The sequence below is a fragment of the Phycisphaerae bacterium genome, from assembly GCA_012729815.1.
Taxonomy (GTDB): Bacteria; Planctomycetota; Phycisphaerae; order JAAYCJ01; family JAAYCJ01; genus JAAYCJ01.
Genome location: JAAYCJ010000194.1, coordinates 1 through 15,816 on the forward strand (window position 1 = coordinate 1; position 15,816 = coordinate 15,816).

15 protein-coding genes and 1 tRNA gene are annotated in these 15,816 nt (G+C 64.6%); 10 read left to right on the plus strand and 6 right to left on the minus strand.

Features of this window, described 5'->3' with window-relative positions; all coding sequences use genetic code 11:
• The 3 genes from GXY33_12985 to GXY33_12995 form a co-directional block, all read right to left on the minus strand.
• A partial coding sequence (locus tag GXY33_12985; GenBank protein ID NLX06047.1) for a sigma-70 family RNA polymerase sigma factor occupies window positions 1-320 on the minus strand: 320 nt, incomplete at its 3' end.
• Between the two features lie 16 nt (window positions 321-336).
• Window positions 337-615 (minus strand): sigma-70 family RNA polymerase sigma factor, encoded by a 279-nt coding sequence (locus tag GXY33_12990; GenBank protein ID NLX06048.1) that lies wholly within the window; start codon window positions 613-615, stop codon window positions 337-339.
• Window positions 616-746: 131 nt separating this feature from the next.
• Window positions 747-819 (minus strand) — tRNA-Ala (locus GXY33_12995).
• A 91-nt stretch (window positions 820-910) separates the two neighbouring features.
• Between GXY33_12995 and mnmG the strand changes: the two genes are divergently transcribed.
• From mnmG to GXY33_13020, 5 genes are all read left to right on the plus strand, one after another.
• Window positions 911-2,755 (plus strand): tRNA uridine-5-carboxymethylaminomethyl(34) synthesis enzyme MnmG, encoded by a 1,845-nt coding sequence (gene mnmG / locus GXY33_13000; protein ID NLX06049.1) that lies wholly within the window; start codon window positions 911-913, stop codon window positions 2,753-2,755.
• Between the two features lie 26 nt (window positions 2,756-2,781).
• Complete coding sequence (locus tag GXY33_13005; protein NLX06050.1) at window positions 2,782-3,156, plus strand: cupin domain-containing protein; 375 nt, start codon at window positions 2,782-2,784, stop codon at window positions 3,154-3,156.
• A gap of 741 nt (window positions 3,157-3,897) precedes the next feature.
• Window positions 3,898-5,076 (plus strand): aminotransferase class I/II-fold pyridoxal phosphate-dependent enzyme, encoded by a 1,179-nt coding sequence (locus GXY33_13010; protein NLX06051.1) that lies wholly within the window; start codon window positions 3,898-3,900, stop codon window positions 5,074-5,076.
• Window positions 5,077-5,346: 270 nt separating this feature from the next.
• Window positions 5,347-6,963 carry a lysine--tRNA ligase gene (gene lysS / locus GXY33_13015; protein ID NLX06052.1) on the plus strand — a complete coding sequence of 539 codons (1,617 nt, stop codon included), beginning with the start codon at window positions 5,347-5,349 and terminating at the stop codon, window positions 6,961-6,963.
• The gene (locus GXY33_13020; protein ID NLX06053.1) at window positions 6,960-7,652 is read left to right on the plus strand and encodes a phosphatidylserine decarboxylase family protein; all 693 of its coding nucleotides are present in this window, start codon (window positions 6,960-6,962) and stop codon (window positions 7,650-7,652) included. The genes lysS and GXY33_13020 overlap by 4 nt, the downstream gene beginning before the upstream one ends.
• A gap of 29 nt (window positions 7,653-7,681) precedes the next feature.
• On the opposite strand, the gene GXY33_13025 is transcribed toward GXY33_13020, so the two are convergent.
• From GXY33_13025 to GXY33_13035, 3 genes are all read right to left on the minus strand, one after another.
• Window positions 7,682-8,434: a flavodoxin family protein gene (locus tag GXY33_13025; protein ID NLX06054.1), complete on the minus strand. Its 753-nt coding sequence runs from the start codon at window positions 8,432-8,434 to the stop codon at window positions 7,682-7,684.
• A gap of 101 nt (window positions 8,435-8,535) precedes the next feature.
• A complete protein-coding gene (locus tag GXY33_13030) occupies window positions 8,536-10,449 on the minus strand; it encodes an alpha-galactosidase (protein NLX06055.1) in 1,914 nt (637 codons plus the stop codon).
• Window positions 10,450-10,538: 89 nt separating this feature from the next.
• Complete coding sequence (locus GXY33_13035; protein ID NLX06056.1) at window positions 10,539-11,207, minus strand: hypothetical protein; 669 nt, start codon at window positions 11,205-11,207, stop codon at window positions 10,539-10,541.
• Window positions 11,208-11,433: 226 nt separating this feature from the next.
• Here GXY33_13035 and tadA point away from each other — a divergent pair, with 226 nt between their 5' ends.
• The 5 genes from tadA to GXY33_13060 all read left to right on the plus strand — a co-directional run.
• Entirely contained in the window at window positions 11,434-11,946 is a 513-nt protein-coding gene (gene tadA / locus GXY33_13040; protein NLX06057.1) for a tRNA adenosine(34) deaminase TadA, read from the plus strand.
• A gap of 69 nt (window positions 11,947-12,015) precedes the next feature.
• A complete protein-coding gene (locus tag GXY33_13045; protein NLX06058.1) occupies window positions 12,016-12,705 on the plus strand; it encodes a PIG-L family deacetylase in 690 nt (229 codons plus the stop codon).
• On the plus strand, window positions 12,702-13,721 hold the full coding sequence (locus tag GXY33_13050; protein ID NLX06059.1) for an NAD-dependent epimerase/dehydratase family protein: 1,020 nt from the start codon (window positions 12,702-12,704) through the stop codon (window positions 13,719-13,721). Before GXY33_13045 ends, GXY33_13050 begins: the two co-directional genes overlap by 4 nt.
• Window positions 13,660-14,832: an aminotransferase class V-fold PLP-dependent enzyme gene (locus tag GXY33_13055; GenBank protein NLX06060.1), complete on the plus strand. Its 1,173-nt coding sequence runs from the start codon at window positions 13,660-13,662 to the stop codon at window positions 14,830-14,832. Before GXY33_13050 ends, GXY33_13055 begins: the two co-directional genes overlap by 62 nt.
• Before the next feature lie 2 nt (window positions 14,833-14,834).
• On the plus strand, window positions 14,835-15,816 hold a 982-nt coding region (locus GXY33_13060; protein NLX06061.1), incomplete at its 3' end, for a hypothetical protein.

Genomic DNA, 15,816 nt, shown 5'->3' on the forward strand with positions numbered 1-15,816 from the left:
ATGGCCATTTTGCCCAACTCCTGTAAAAGAGACCCGGACACCGGTTCAACAACGGCTTGACTCAACAACGTCGGAAGCACGCCGACGCCCAGCCAAACGCCTTTTCGCTCCAGCGCGCCTCGCAGCGAGTCAGTACCCGCTTCGAGCCTTCGCGATACGGTGGACTGCGCCGCGCCAAGCTCCGCAGCCAGAACCGACTGCGTCTTGCCCTCAAGGAAATGCGCGATCAGCAGCCGGCGCGCATCTTCCGGCAGCTCCACCAAGGCTTCATCAACATAGGGCGATATCTCCTCCCACCGGGACTTAGGCTCAGCGGACACCGTCCGCGACTCCATCTCACGCCGTCGCCGCGCCTGATCCTGACGCAGCATCTTCAGCGATACCCACGTCGCCGTCTGATGGAGCCAACACGGCAGGGAACCCTTCACGCTGGGGTTTTTCCAGCAGGCGAAAGAAAGTGTCCTGACAGGCGTCTTCCGCCGCGGTCGGGCTGCCGACGACTCGCCGGCAAACGGCGTTGACCATGGCTGAGTACCGCTGAACGATCTCGGTAAACGCCTCAGCGTCGCCCTGCCGGGCGAATCGTTCCACCAGGATGTTGTCCGCGTCCGCCATCGAACGTCCTCCGAATGGGATCATCTACCAATATACACCGGCAGGACGAGGGACTATCCACCGAAACCGCCAACTCCCCAGGCGAGAAAAGAAAAAGGCTAAGCCATTGGTTACCAACAGCTTAGCCCAAATGGAGCCGATGAGAGTCGAACTCACGACCTCTTGCATGCCATGCAAGCGCTCTCCCAACTGAGCTACGGCCCCAGTCGGCGGCGTGCCGCCGATGTCCTTTTTGGGACAAGTACCATATAATATCGGCTTCGGGTACGACGGTCAACAGCGTTGTCGAGCCAATATGAATTTGAAGACGTTCAGCCGACAATTCGACGTGGCGGTGATCGGGGCCGGTCATGCCGGGGCCGAGGCGGCCCATGCCACGGCCCGGATGGGGCTGCGGACCGCGCTGGTGACGCTGTCGCGCGAGAAGATCGCTGAGATGTCGTGCAACCCCGCCATCGGCGGGCTGGCCAAGGGGCATATCGTCTGCGAAATCGACGCCCTCGGCGGCTTGATGGCCCAGGCGATCGACGCGACGGGGATCCAGTTTCGCCTGCTGAACCGCAGCAAGGGCCCAGCCGTCTGGGGCCTGCGGGCCCAGGCCGACAAGCTCCAGTACAGCCAATACGTCCGCCAATGGCTGGAAGACACAGCGAATATCAGCATTATTGAAGGTGAAGCAGCGGAAGTGCTGGTTGAGGGCGGCGCGGTATGCGGCGTGGAGTTGGCGGACGGCCAGCGGATCGGGGTTGGGGCGGTGGTCATCACGACCGGCACGTTCCTGAACGGTGAGATTCATATCGGCGAGCGGCGCTGCCCAGCCGGGCGGGTGGGCGAGCCGGCGGCGCAGCGGCTTTCAGGATGTCTGGAGCGGCTGGGGTTGCGGCTGGGTCGGCTCAAGACGGGCACGTGTCCGCGGCTGGCCAAAGACAGCATCGACTATGATCGGTGCGAGGAGCAGCCGGGCGACGCCGAGCCGATGCCGTTCTCGACGATGACCGATCGGATCGACCGGCGGCAGACGCCGTGCCACATCACCTACACGAACGAGGCGACGCACGAGCTTTTGCGGGCGAACCTGGGCCGGGCGCCGCTGTATACCGGGCAGATCCAATCGACCGGGCCGCGCTACTGCCCGAGCATCGAGGTCAAGATCGTCCGTTTCGCGAACAAGGGGCGGCATCAGCTATTTCTGGAGCCCGAGAGCCTGGAGTACGACTGGGTGTACTGCAACGGCTTGGCGACGTCGGTGCCGCAGGACGTGCAGGAGGCGATGGTCCACTCGATTTGCGGCTTGGAGCGGGCCCGGATCGTGCAGTACGGCTATGCCATCGAGTACGACTATATTCCGCCCGATCAGCTTGGCCCGACGCTGGAGACGCGGGCGGTGCGGGGGTTGTTTCTGGCGGGTCAGATCAACGGCACCAGCGGCTATGAGGAGGCGGGGGGGCAGGGCCTGCTGGCCGGGATCAACGCGGCGCGGGCGGTCCAGGGCAAAGAGCCGGTGATCCTGGGGCGCGACCAGGCGTACATCGGCGTGATGATCGACGACCTGGTGACCAAGGGGGTGGATGAGCCGTACCGGATGTTCACCTCGCGGGCGGAGTTCCGTCTGCTGCTGCGGTGGGACACCGCCGAGCGGCGGTTGACGCCTCTGGGCCGGGAGGTGGGAATCGTCGATAACGAGCGTTGGTACCGGTACTGCCGCCGATCGGAGCAGGCGGAGGCTTTGCGGGCGGCGCTGGCGACGCTGCGGGTGGACGGCGCGCCGGCTGAGGCGTGGCTCCGCCGTCCGACCGCGAGTTGGAACGAGTTTGTTGGCAAGAGCGGCCTGCGGGACGCCGCCGCCCTCGATCCGCGGGTGGTCCATCAGGTCCTGACCGATCTGCGGTACGAGGGCTACGAGGAGCGTGAGCTCCGGGCGGCCAGGAAGCTGCGGGAACTGGACAAGGTCCGTTTGCCCGCTGAGCTGGACTACCAGGCCGTTCGGGGCCTGAAGACCGAGAGCCGCGAGAAGTTCATCCGCCACCGCCCGATGACCCTCGGCCAAGCGTCCCGGATCACCGGTGTGACCCCATCCGACATCATGGTCCTGATGGTGTACCTGAATTCACAGGGCCGGGCGGCGAACCGGTCTGGCTAGCCACCAATTGGCAGGAGCAGCGGCACATGCACATCGTTAACAAGAGCAACTCTCGCCGTTACCAGCGGGACAATATCACGTCGTATCTGCTGGCGGCTGAGAGTTCAACCGGGGCGAAGCATATCACCACGTCGCTGGTTGAGATGGATGCGGGCGGCCGGCAGCACGTCCATTCTCACCCGACCGAGCAGTGCTACTTCATTATCGAGGGCGCGGGCGAGATGACCGTGGGCGGCCAAACCCAGCCGGTGACGGCGGGGGACACCGTTTTTATCCCCTCAAACGCGCCACACGGCTTGGTTAACACCGGCGGCGGCGTGCTTCGGTACCTCAGTGCCGGTTCGCCGCCCTTCGGTGCGAAGGCGGAATTGGAGCTGTGGCCGCTGGGGCCGGTCGAATAGGGGCGGCACGGAGCACGCGGACCACGCGGAGAAGGCCCGGGAAATGGAGAACAGGTAGATCAGGGCAGAGGGGGGTGTGCGTTTTGTACAAAACGTGCGATTTGTACAAGTCCCGGATTCCGGAGGGGGTGGTTGCAGGCCGTTGCCGGGGCGTGGGTTGCGCGGGTTTTGTACAATTTGTAAGATTTGCGCGGCCTTGTGGGTGGGAGGGCTGAGGGCGAATGCGGAATTCAAAATGCCAAGTGCAGAAATCAAAATGCGGAATGGGCCTGGGTAGGTTTTGTACAAATTGTAAGATTTGGCCGAGCCCCTTGTGGCTTGTCGGGGAAGTGGGCGTGGCCTGATCGGTCGGCTGGGCGGTATGGAGTTGTCAAACGTCGCGCGGGGCGACGCGCGGGCGGGGGAAGGCGGATGGTCCCCGCCGGATAAAGATAGCATGGGTTTTCCCTGGAGGCAAATGGGCGGTTTTGGGGGCGCAGGCAGAAACGCCGCTGGGGATTTCTGTGGAAGTGCGGGGAACAGGTTAGGAATGTGGGGGGATGGTTGGGAGAGGGATCGGAGGATGGTGCGTCGGGACGACGCACCCTACCCGTTCTCCGCGTGATCCGTGGCGGTCTTTTCGGGAGGTTTCGTTGAGGCGGGTTTGTGCCGATGCTTGCTTGCCTCGCGGTCGGTCCGGCGGTAATATTTCGGGTTTCCGTGCCGTCGGCAAACACTTGCAGTGACAAGAGGTAAGGAATAATGGATTTTCAGCCCGCGGAACGTCTCAGGAAGCTGCCGCCGTATCCTTTCGCCGACCTTCGCCGCAAGAAGGCGGAGGCGAGGAAGAAGGGCGTGAAGGTGATCGCGATCGACATCGGCGACCCGGACATGCCGACCCCCGATCCGGTGATCGACGAGTTGTGCCGGGCGGTTCGCGACGAGGGCGACCCGAACCGTCATCGCTACGGCTGCGACGTGCCGGTGGCGGACTTTCCGCAGGCGGTTCGCGATTTTTACCAGCGGCGGTGGGGGGTGGCGCTTCGGGAGGACCAGGTTGTCACCACCAGCGGCAGCAAGGACGCGATCGCCCAGATGGGCATGGCCCTGCTGAACCCCGGGGACGTGGGCATCGCTCCGACTCCGGGCTATCCGACGTACAATATCGCCCACGTGTTCGCCAGCGCGGTGACGTACTATGCGCCGCTGCTGCGGCAGAACGGTTTTCTGGTCGACTTTGACGCGATCCCGTTGGAGGTCCGCCGGCAGGCGAAGATCCTGTGGCTGAACTACCCGAACAATCCGACCACCGCGACGGCGGACCTGGAGTTTTTCAAGCGGGCGGTGGAGTTCGGGCGCAAGCACGATATTCTGATCGCTCACGACAGCGCCTACAGCGAGAACGTCTACGACGGCTACCGGTCGCCGAGCATTCTGCAGGTGGACGGGGCCGAGGATGTGGCGGTGGAGTTTTTCTCGTTGAGCAAGGGATTCAACATGACCGGCTGGCGGGTCGGCGCGGTGGCGGGCAACGCGTCGGCGGTCAAGGCCTTGGCGTCGGTCAAGGACAACGTGGATAACGGGACGCTGCGGGCGGTGCAGTTCGCCGCGGCCAAGGCGCTGAATGCGGCTGACGAGTTGACGCCGAAGATCAACGCGGTGTACCAGAAGCGTCGCGACATGGTGGTCGAGGCGTTGCGCAAGAACGGCTGGTCGGTCGATAAGCCAAAGGCGACGATTTACATCTGGGCCCCGGTGCCCGAGCGGTACAAGGGTTCGAGCGGGGCGTTCGCGGCTGAGCTGTTCGAGAAGACCGGCGTCTCGGTTACGCCGGGTTTGGTCTATGGGCAGTGGGGCGAAGGGTTCTATCGCATCTCGCTGACCTACAGCGAGGAGACGCTTCGCGAGGCCCTGGATAGGATCATGGAGCTTCGGGCCTGACGGTCGTGGTGCGGTTGCCTCTGGAAGAGTCGCGACCGTGAGGGAGCGGGGTCTTTGACAGGATGTAGGTCCGCCGCCCTCGGCGGACTCTTCTCCGGCGGTCGGAAGACGAATGAAGAGTGCAGAATGCAGATCTCGAAATGCAGAATGGAGAACGGCCGCCGAGGGCGGCGGCCCCACACGCGGGCTTTTGCCGCTGAGTTGTGCTAGAATTGCCAACCGGTCCGACGGTCCTGTCGGTCGGCCGAGGATAAGTGGGAGTTTTGTTGCATGGCGATGTCAAAGTTGAACGAAGATCGTTGTCGGAAGCTGGCGCGGATCCGCGAACTGGGCTTTGATCCTTACGGCGGGCGGTTCGAAGGCCACCTGCCGCTGCGCGAGGCCCGCGAGCGGTTCGAGGGCAAACCGGAGGGCGACGCTGCTCCGCGCTGCCTGATCGCCGGACGGATCGTCTTTCTTCGCGACATCGGCAAGCTCATCTTCCTGCGCCTGCGCGACTGGTCGGGCGAGCTGCAGGTGGGTTTGAGCAAGAAGCAGCTTGAGGAGTCGTGGGAGCTGATCAAGCAGTTCGAGGCCGGCGATATCATCGCGGCTGAGGGCGAGATGGGCTTGACCAAGACGGGCGAACTGACGGTCTGGGCCGAGAAGGTCCGGATTCTCAGCAAGGCCTTGAATCCGCCGCCGGAGAAGTGGCACGGCCTGACCGACGTCGAGATTCGCTATCGTCAGCGGTATGTCGATCTGTTCTCGAATCCGGAGGTGATGCGCACGTTCATTCTGCGATCGAAGATCGTCGATGCGATCCGGGCGTTCATGATCGGAAAGGGTTACGTCGAGGTCGAGACGCCGATGATGCAGGCGATCGCGGGCGGGGCGGCGGCCAAGCCGTTCGTCACGCACCACAACGCCCTCGATATCGACCTGTACCTACGGATCGCGCCGGAGCTCTACCTCAAGCGGCTGCTGGTCGGCGGGATGGAGAAGGTCTTCGAGTTGAACCGCAACTTCCGCAACGAGGGCATCAGCCCGCGGCACAATCCCGAATTCACGATGCTGGAAGCGTACGAGGCGTACGGCTCGTGGGAGACGATGGCCGACCTGGTCGAGGAGCTGGTCTGCCACGTGGCCCAGACGCTTCTGGGCACGCTGACCATCGAGCACAAGAACGACGAGGGCGAGACGGTCAAGACGATCAACCTGCAGCGTCCGTGGCGGCGGGTGCGGATGGATGAATTAGTGGCCGAGTTCAGCGGAACGAAGCTCAAGCACGAGTGGCGGTTCGACAAGCGGGACATCCGCGAGGCGGCGCCGGAGTTGTGGAGGTGGATGAACGAGGCGGCTGCGGGTTCCGGCGCGGAGGCATTGGAGCTTGTGCTCGGCGCAGCCGTGCTGCGGCCCTTGGTGGCTAAGCTCCCGCGGCTGACGCCGGCTGAGCAGTTGGTCGAGGTGTACGAGAAGCTGATCGAGCCGACGCTGATCGATCCGTGCTTCGTGACGCACGTGCCGTCGGTGACGATTCCGCTGGCCCGCGAGAACCGCGACGATCCGTATTTCGCCGACGTGTACGAACTGGCGATCAACGGGCAGGAGATCTCGCCCGGTTATTCGGAGCTCAACGATCCGGAGGTCCAGGCCCGCCACTTCCTTCACCAGGTGGGCGACGAGGAGGAGCGGCAGAAGATCGATGAGGACTTCCTCGAATCGCTGCGGTACGGGATGCCGCCGGCCGGCGGGATGGGTCTGGGCATCGACCGGCTGATCATGGTGCTGACCGGAGCGCAGAGCATCCGCGACGTGATCCTCTTTCCGCTGCAGCGCCCGCGGATCGAAAGGGAGCAGGGCGAGCCGGCCGAAACGCCTGAGGAGACGCAGGAGCCCCAGCCATGAAGTTCGCCTCGTATGGCAAGCCGCTGGTCACCATCTTTCTGCTTTCGCTGCTGGCCGACCTGGTGGCGATCGCGCTGATCGGGTTTTTTGTCTCGTATCTGTTTGCCGCCGTGTTCGCGATTTTGAGCCTGCCGCTGCACGCGTTTCTGCTGGCGTTCTTTCGCGATCCGCTGCGCGACGCGGATCAGCGGGAGCTTTCGGACCGACGGATGTACGCGCCAGCCGACGGCCGGATCACCGAGATCGCCGAGATCGACGATGCGCGGGTGGGCGGACCGGCCCTGAAGATCGGCATCTTCCTGAGCGTCTTCGACGTCCACATCAACCGCAGCCCGTGCCGCGCCGCGGTCGTCTCGGCCGAGCGGCACGAGGGCCGCTGCGTCGACGCCCGCAACCTCGAGTCGAGCAAGATCAACTCGTGCGTCGACGTGCTGCTGGCCCCGCACAGCGGATCGATCGTCGCGCTGCCCGAGCGGATCGTGGTCCGCCAGATCACGGGTGCGATCGCCCGCCGGATCGTCTGCGACGCCGGTCCGGGCGACGAACTGAAGGCCGGCGAACGATTCGGCATGATCATGTTCGGCTCGCGCACCGAGCTGATCGTCCCCAACACCCCGCACGCCAAGGTCCTGGTCACCCTCGGCCAGAAGGTCTACGCGGGTAAAGACCCGCTGATCGAATACGCCTGATTCGCTGTGTTGCGTGCCTGACGAACGGGTTAGTCGGCTTGGTGTGGCTTGTGCATTGCCTTGACGGCGATGGCGGCGGCTTTGGCCTTTCCAAGGATGCCGCTGAAGCGGGCGGTGCACATGGCGCGGTAGTCATCGGCTGACATGACGGGCTCAGCGATGGCGCTGGTCGTTTCGGGACTGATGGCGCCGGCGGCCAACTCAGAGCCGGCCTGGCGAACCAGGTCGAGTTTCCGATCGAAGAGCTTCGGCGCGTTGGCGGCGCCGGCGGCGGGCACGAGGATTTCTCCGGCCCGAACCCAGCCCATGCCGTCGCAGATCTTCCGGAAGAGGGCCCGCAGCAGGTCGAAGTTATCGAGTTCAGGAAATCCGCACGAGCTGATGAGCACGGTCTTGGGATGCCGGTCGCCGCGGATGGGGTGTTTGGTGCCGCCGTTTTCGGCCGGAAGCTGGGCCGGCTCGATGAAGGCGAAGAAGCGGTCGATCACGTTCTTGACCGGCGCGGGAAAGCTGAAGAAGTACAGCGGCGTCGCGAGCAGCAGATAATCCGCCCGCAGGTATGCCTCAGCGATCGGGCTGAAGTCGTCGTTTTGGGCGCAGCGGCCGGGGGTTTTTGTCCAGCAGGTCATGCAACTGTTGCACGGCCCGATGGTCATCCGGTGCAGCTGGAACTTGTGGATTTCCAGGTCTCCCCCCATCCCCTCGATGCACAGGTCCAGCATTTTGTCGCTGAAGGACTTGGGTCTCTGCGAACCGGAGATGGCCAACACCACCTTGCCCATGACGCCGCCTCCTTTTATTGTCGCCGCGAACAGAGCCCCGTTTTCGATCGCTGTGATTTGCGGATTCTACCGACCCGCCCGCGCCTGGACAAGATGGTCGTTCAGGTCGTGGCGATGGGAACTCGTGCGGCCCAGACGCTGCGAGGCGGCAGGTCGATGTCCTGGCCTTCGCGGATACGCAGCGGCTCGTCGGTCCAGAAATCGCGGGCGTTCACGGGATTGTCGCCCAGGCCGGCCCGCAACGTTTTGCGGCGTGGGGAGTCGGTGAGGTTGAAGACAACGACAATCCGCTGATCGTCCTGCTCAGCGGCGAGGACCGGGGTCTCTTCGCCGTCGGGTTCAAAGAGGTTCAGCCGGCGGGCGGGCCGATCCAGCGGCGGCAGGACCTGGCGCAGGATGGAGAGCCCCATCTCGTTGAGCTGCCCGATCGCGTCGCCGAAGATGATGTCGCCGCCGGTCAGGTACGCCGACAACGCCAGCACCCGGGCCTCCTGAACGTCGAAGGCGGCCCCGTCGCACCAGTGACCGCCCTTGCTGAACGGGTGCTGGGGCATCCGCGGGTACATGTGCGGATCGTCCGAGGTCTGCGTGCAGCGGACGATCACGAAATCGGGATCGGCGTTGCCGACCGCGCCGTGCATCCACATGTGGGCGAAGTTGGTCCGCGCGTTCTGGACGACGTGGCCCCAGAAGTGGTGAACGTCCTCCGAGGTGCGAATGGCGTCGACGATGCCGGTCACCGATTCGGCGGGCGAACCGCAGGCCAGCAGGTACGCATCGTCGCCGATGCTCTCGCGGATCAACCGGAAGAGAATCCGCAGCAGTTCGGCCCGGCCGACCTGCGGATCGTGGAAGGTCTCGCCTTTGAGGATCATGTGGGCGAAGTCGATCTTGAAGTACTCAAAGCCGTCGTCGCGCAGTCGGCGGTAGAGGCAGCGCAGGTGCTCCTGGACCTGCGGGTGCGTCACGTCGAGGGTCGCCATCTGGCCGTAACTGAGCTGCTCCCAGTAGACCTGTCCGCGGGCGTCCGAGACGAACCAGTCTGGGTGCAGCCGGTAGAGTGGCGTATAACGGTTGACGGTCAGCGGGGCCGTCCAGACCCCGGGCGCAAAACCCGCGTCCCTGACGTGGCGGCAGAAGTCGGTCAGGCCCTCGGTGAATTTCCAGCCGGCCTCCCAGACGCCCCACTGCTTTTCCCAGCCCTCGTCGATCACGATGTATTGCACCCGATCGCCGAACGTCTTGCGGCAGGCGGCGGCGTTCTCGTCCATATCCTCGCGGCGGACCGCACCGAGGTAGTAGTCCCACGAGTTCCAGCCGGTGACGGGCGGCCGCTTGGCCCGCGGATTGCGCGACGCGAACACCTTGCGATAGCGCTCCAGCAGGGCCTCGCCCGGTCCACGGCCGAGGATCAGCAGCGGCGAGGTGCGGACCGTCGCGCCCGGCGCGATGGTCTGGCGGTGGTCGAAGGTGACGCAGAAGCCGAAATCGCCCTCCATGTGGAGCGAATCGTGCTCGGTGACGATCCGGACGAAGCCGCCGCCGAACGGCGGCAGCGCGCCGATCAGCAGGGCCTCACCGCTTGCGTCGTGGCTGTAGATGGTCATCAGCCCGCTGGGCGGGTTGACGTCGCACCACTCGGCCGGGCGGTGAACGGGCTTGACGCCGGTGGCGGGTTCGAAGTCGGCGGTGTGGACCAGGTGGCGATGCTCGCGTGCCGCCCGCGGCCAGTCGAAGCACGCGGGAGCGAAGGTCAGCGTCAGGTTCTCAAGCCGCACCGGATGATCGGCTTGGTTCGTCAGCTCGATCAGGGTCGCGCGGTCGTGGTCGCGACGGATGCGGACCTTCAAGTCATCATGCCGGGCGGCGGCGGCGTTGGCGCCGTCGGCGGAAAAATCGAGGCGATCCGAGCGCAGGACGAGATCGGCGGTGCGAATGGTCAGGACGATCCCACGGGCGGAGAACAGACCGGCTTCGAGTTCAAAGGCGCCCGTTGCTTCGACGAACCTGAACATGATGGCGGTTCCTTGATCGACTGATTGGGGCGATTGTACGCAGGCTCGGCTCTTGCGTAAATCGCGGCGGTATACCAGCCGGTGCGGGATCAGAACTTGCCGACAAACTCGACCAGACCCCAATTCGAGACGCTGCGGGCCGGGTCGGAAAACGATCCGAAACGAATCGTGCCGGCCGTATCGTCCGCTGCGTCGGGGCGGGAGAGGGTTTTGAGCACGACGTTGTCGGCGGCGATGCTGACCACCTCGGCGGCTGGGTCGTAGATCAGGCGGTATTCGCGGAAGACGCGCACGTCCAACTCGGCCAGTAGTACCGGTCCTTGCGGGCCCTCGTGGTAGAGGCCGTCTTCGCCGAAGCACAGCGACCAGCGGTCGCGGCCGTCGCTGATCTGCACGCCGACCGCGCAGCCGGGGCCTTCGGGCGGTTCGGCGACCGCCGCGCGGACCCGCACCTGCCAGCCGCCTTCGTGGGACAGGTCACGCTCGGTCAGGTTGCGCGTATACCAGGCGTGCCCGTCGCCCTTGTCGGCGATTGTCCAATAGGCCCAGCCGTCGGCGGCGCCGGGAGCCAGTTCGACGTCCGGTCCGCCGCCGTCGAGAATCCACGTTTCGGTCGGCGGGTCCAGGTCCCGCTGGTGGAGGATCACCACGGCGTTTTCGCTCTCCAGCGCCATCCGGATGAGCAGCAGGATCACGATCAGGGCCGCCACGCCCAGCGAGGCGAGGGCGATATTCCGTGTTTTTTCAGGCAGCGGCATGATGTTGCGCCTTTCGATCGGGTGTCTTTACCGGCTGGAGACGCCTTGAATGACGAGCAGAGCCAGAATGACGACGATGGCGATGATGCTCAGGACAAAGAAGATCATCCTCATGGCCTGCCCCCTGTACCGGTGTTCCTCGATGTTAGAAGTCTACAATGCTTTGCGGAGTGCATCAACCTCCGCTAAGATGTTCCTCGGTCCAGATGAGGGTTGAATATAAGCAATGGTTGACGTTCATAAGGATAACAGCAATTCGCTCGATCTGCCGGGTCAGGACCGGGACGAGTATTTCATGAAGCAGGCGGTGAACCTGGCGATCGAGGCCCTGGAGCACGATGAGGTGCCGGTGGGGGCGGTGATCGTGCGGGAGGGTCGGATCATCGGTCGGGGGTTCAATCAGCGGCAGATGCTGGCCGATCCAACCGCCCATGCTGAGATTCTGGCGATCACCGCGGCGGCTGAGGCGGTCGGCGACTGGCGGTTGACCGGCTGCACGCTGTACGTGACGCTTGAGCCGTGCCTGATGTGTGCGGGGGCGATTATCCTGGCCCGGATCGACCGGGTCGTCTATGGGGCGACGGACCCGAAGGCCGGGGCCGTGGAAAGCCTCTACCAGGTCCTCTCGGACACCCGCCTGAACCACCAACCCCAGCTCCGCAAGGGAGTTATGGAAGCCGACAGCGCGGCCCTGCTCGTCGAGTTCTTCCGCAAACAGCGGGCGATGGGCAAGAAGTAATACGTATTACAGGTTCCATCCATTCGGGCTCAGAGTGTTTCAAGCGGGTTTGGTGGGATGGCCGATAACGTGGGTATGGAAGTCCTGGTGGTTGCTGCGCATCCGGATGACGAGGTGCTCGGCTGCGGGGCGACGCTGGCCAAGCACGCCCGGGCCGGCGACCGCGTTTTTGTGCAGATTCTTGGGGAGGGCGGAACGGCGAGGGCCGGGCGCGGCAAGGTGGGGGTCAAGCGGGTCGCCGAGTTGCAGAGGTGCGCCGCCAAGGCGGCCAAGGTATTGAAAGTCAAAGACTTAACGATGTCCGGGTTGCCGGATAATCGGTTTGACGGGCTGGAACTGCTGGAGATCGTCCAACACGTGGAGCGGGCGATCGAGCGGTACCAGCCGGAGGTGATCTACACGCACTTTTGGGCCGACCTGAACGTGGATCATCGGCTGACCTGCCAAGCGGTGGTGACGGCCGGGCGGCCGATGGGCGTGTCGGCGGTGCGGCGGGTAGCCGCGTTCGAGGTGCTTTCGAGCACGGAATGGTCGTTTGGGACGGTCGGTCCGTCGTTCGAGCCGAATGTGTTCGAGCGGCTGGACGAAGAGCTTCTGGAGGCGAAGGTCGAGGCGATGAGTTGCTATCCGCGGGAGCTTCGCGAGTGGCCGCACCCTCGGAGCCCCGAGGGGATTGAGGTGCTGGCTCGGCGGCGCGGATCGCAATGCGGCGCGGGTCTGGCGGAAGCATTCACGCTGATTAGAGAGGTTATATTATGAGAGTACTGGTCACCGGCGGATCGGGCTTCATCGGCACGTACGTGGTCAACACGCTCAAGCGGGCGGGTTATACCGTCCGGGTGCTCGATCTGATGCCGCCTCGGGCGGTGGGGGTCGAGTACATCATGGGGTCGGTGCTGGATCCGTACCAGACGTCGATGGCGGTCTACGGCTGCGACGCGGTGATTCATCTGGCGGCGCTGCTGGGGGTCAAGCGGACGGAGCGGAAGCTGCTGGATTGCCTGGATATCAACATCAAAGGAACGATCCACGTTTTGGATGCGGCGCTGCGCGAGCGGGTGAGCAAGGTGATCTCGGCCAGTTCATCCGAGGTCTACGGCGAGCAGACCATTCAGCCGATCAGCGAGACCAACCCGACGTATCCCAAGAGCGTTTACGCGGTGAGCAAACTGGCGGCTGAGCAGTACTGCCGGGCGTATCATCAGCACTACGGGCTGAACTACCAGACGGTGCGGTTCTTTAACGTCTACGGTCCGGGCCAGGTGGCGGAGTTCGTGCTGCCGCGGTTCGTCAAGGCGGTGCTGGAGGGCCAGGCCCCGGTGGTCTACGGCAGCGGCGAGCAGGTGCGTTGCTTCAGCCACATTGCGGACATTGCCGAGGGCATTCGGCTGCTGCTGGAGGCGGACGTGGAGTCCGAAGAGGTGTTCAATCTGGGCAACGACACCGAGCCGATCAGCATGGCCGACCTGGCGTGGCGGGTGATCGAGCTGGCCAACGTGAATCTCGAACCGCGGTTCGTGTCGATGGGCTCGTCGGACCGTCAGGCCGATCGCGAGATCGTCGCCCGCGTGCCGGACCTGAGCAAGGCCCGGTCGGTGCTGGGCTACGAGCCGAAAGTGTCGCTGAACGACGGGATTCGCGAACTGCTGCGGGGCGGCAACATCCCGGCCAGTTGGTTTGAGCCCATGATGTACCAGATCACGCGAGGCCAAGATGACGTCGCCCGAGTCGCGCCAACGGAAGAAGATCATACCGTACAGCCGGCCGTCGGTTAGTTCGGCTGAGATCCAGGAAGTTCGCAAGGTGCTGCGGTCCGGATGGCTGACCACCGGGCCGGCGGTGGAGCGGTTCGAGCGGGCATTCGCCGAGAAGGTGGGGGCGCGATTCGCGGTGGCGTTTTCATCCGGGACTTCGGCGCTGGTCGGAGCGTGCGCGGCGGCGGGAGTGGGGTCGGCCGATCGGTTCATTACCACGACCATGTCTTTTGTCGCCTCAGCCAACTGCGGCCGGTACTTCGGCGCGGCGGCGGACCTGGTCGACGTCGAGGAGCCGACGCTGAACGTCTCAGCCGCGGCAATCGAACAGGCGATGCGCCAGAACACCAGGGCGGTGGTGGCGGTGCACTACCAGGGCCATCCGGTGGATTTGGCGGCGATCTCGGAGGTGTGCCGGCGGCGCGGCGCGGTGCTGATCGAGGACGCCGCCCACGCGCTGGGCGCCCGGTACCGCGACAGCGTCATCGGCGACTGCCGATATTCTGACCTCTGCGCGTTCAGCTTTCATCCGACCAAGCTGATCACCACCGGCGAAGGCGGGATGGTGACGACCAATCGCGAGGATTTCGACGAGCGGTTGCGGCGGTTTCGCAATCACGGGATGGTGCGGCGGCCGGAGCTGGAGCCGTGGGAGTACGACTGTCCGGAGTTGAGTTTCAACTGGCGGCTGAGCGACGTGCACAGCGCGATGGGTTTAGCGCAGTTGGCGCGGTCGGATGGGTTGCTGGCCCGTCGGCGCGAGATCGCAGCGTACTACAACGAGCGGTTCGCGGCGTGCGACGCGCTGATCACGCCGGTCGAGGAGCCGGAGTGTCTGCATGCGTATCACATCTACGTGCTGCGGTTCCGTTACGACCGGCTGACGATCAACCGGCGGGGGATGTTCGAGCGACTGAAGGCGGCGTCGATCGTGCCGCAGGTGCACTATCGGCCGATCCATCGGCACAGCCAGTATCAGGCGTTGGGCTATGAGGCGAGCGCATTTGGGGTGGCTGAGGCGGCGTATGGGCAGATGTTCTCGATGCCGATGTACCCGGATTTGACGCAGCGCGAGGCCAGGTACGTCGCCGATACGGTCTGCCGGCTCGTCGAAGAGAACAGGCGGGATTGACGATGAACGTGGCCCTGGTGGCGCGATGCGGCGGGGATTACGGATGGGGGCATTGGATCCGCTGTTTGAACCTGGCGGCTGCGGCACGGGCGATGCGGCGCGGCTGGTCGGTGGCGGCGTTGTACGACGGTCCGGACCGGGCGGTGGGGATTGCTGAGGGCTATTTGAAATCGTTGGAGGGTATTGCGGTTCGGCCGTTGGGCGAGATGGGCTGTCCGCTGTCGTTCGACGCGGTGCTGATCGACCGGCTTGAGCACAGCGCAGCCGATCTGCTGTTCTGGAAGTCGCGATGCGAGCGGCTGGCGGTTTTTGACGACATGGGCGAGGTGGCGAGCGGGGCGGATCTGGTGATCCGGCCGCAACTGTTGCCCGACGGCGGCAGGCCGCTGACGGAGGGGCGATTGCTGTACGGTCCGCGGTATTTTCCGGTCGCGCCGGGTTGGATTCGTCTGCGCGAGCAGTATCGGCTGGACCCCGCCGATCGGTTGGTTGTCTGCCTGGGCGGCGGGACGACGAATCGCCGCGGCTATGAATTGACGGCTGAGGCGCTGGCTGCGTGCCGCGACGTGGAGCAAGACAAGATCACCTTCGTGCTCGGCTACGAACTGCACGAGGGCGAACTACCGGCCCGAATACGTTCCGCTCTCGGCGCAGTCGAAATCCTCCCCTCAGTCGACCTGCCGGCGCTGATGCGAACGGCCCGTCTGGCGGTGGTCGCGGGCGGTTTTGTCAAGTACGACCTGGCTGTCGCGGGCGTTCCAGCCGTCATCCTTTCCGGCCCGGAGCACCAGGCGATATTGGCCCGCGCCTTCGCCCAAGCCGGCGCGGGCGTATATGCCGGTTCGATCGATGACCTGGCCCCGCAACAACTCGCAACAGCGATCTTACAGACGTGGTCCGACGACCAGCGGCTAGTCGATGTCTCCCACTCCGCCAAAACCCTGTCTGACGGCTGCGGCTCTGAGCGCGTGCTGGCGGCGTTGG

Bases quoted from the DNA above. Each gene is read 5' to 3' on its own strand.
- GXY33_12990 (NLX06048.1), bottom strand. From the start codon at position 615: ATGGCGGACGCGGACAACATCCTGGTGGAACGATTCGCCCGGCAGGGC.
- mnmG (NLX06049.1), top strand. From the start codon at position 911: ATGAATTTGAAGACGTTCAGCCGACAATTCGACGTGGCGGTGATCGGG.
- GXY33_13005 (NLX06050.1), top strand. From the start codon at position 2,782: ATGCACATCGTTAACAAGAGCAACTCTCGCCGTTACCAGCGGGACAAT.
- GXY33_13010 (NLX06051.1), top strand. From the start codon at position 3,898: ATGGATTTTCAGCCCGCGGAACGTCTCAGGAAGCTGCCGCCGTATCCT.
- lysS (NLX06052.1), top strand. From the start codon at position 5,347: ATGGCGATGTCAAAGTTGAACGAAGATCGTTGTCGGAAGCTGGCGCGG.
- GXY33_13020 (NLX06053.1), top strand. From the start codon at position 6,960: ATGAAGTTCGCCTCGTATGGCAAGCCGCTGGTCACCATCTTTCTGCTT.
- GXY33_13025 (NLX06054.1), bottom strand. From the start codon at position 8,434: ATGGGCAAGGTGGTGTTGGCCATCTCCGGTTCGCAGAGACCCAAGTCC.
- GXY33_13030 (NLX06055.1), bottom strand. From the start codon at position 10,449: ATGTTCAGGTTCGTCGAAGCAACGGGCGCCTTTGAACTCGAAGCCGGT.
- GXY33_13035 (NLX06056.1), bottom strand. From the start codon at position 11,207: ATGCCGCTGCCTGAAAAAACACGGAATATCGCCCTCGCCTCGCTGGGC.
- tadA (NLX06057.1), top strand. From the start codon at position 11,434: ATGGTTGACGTTCATAAGGATAACAGCAATTCGCTCGATCTGCCGGGT.
- GXY33_13050 (NLX06059.1), top strand. From the start codon at position 12,702: ATGAGAGTACTGGTCACCGGCGGATCGGGCTTCATCGGCACGTACGTG.
- GXY33_13055 (NLX06060.1), top strand. From the start codon at position 13,660: ATGACGTCGCCCGAGTCGCGCCAACGGAAGAAGATCATACCGTACAGC.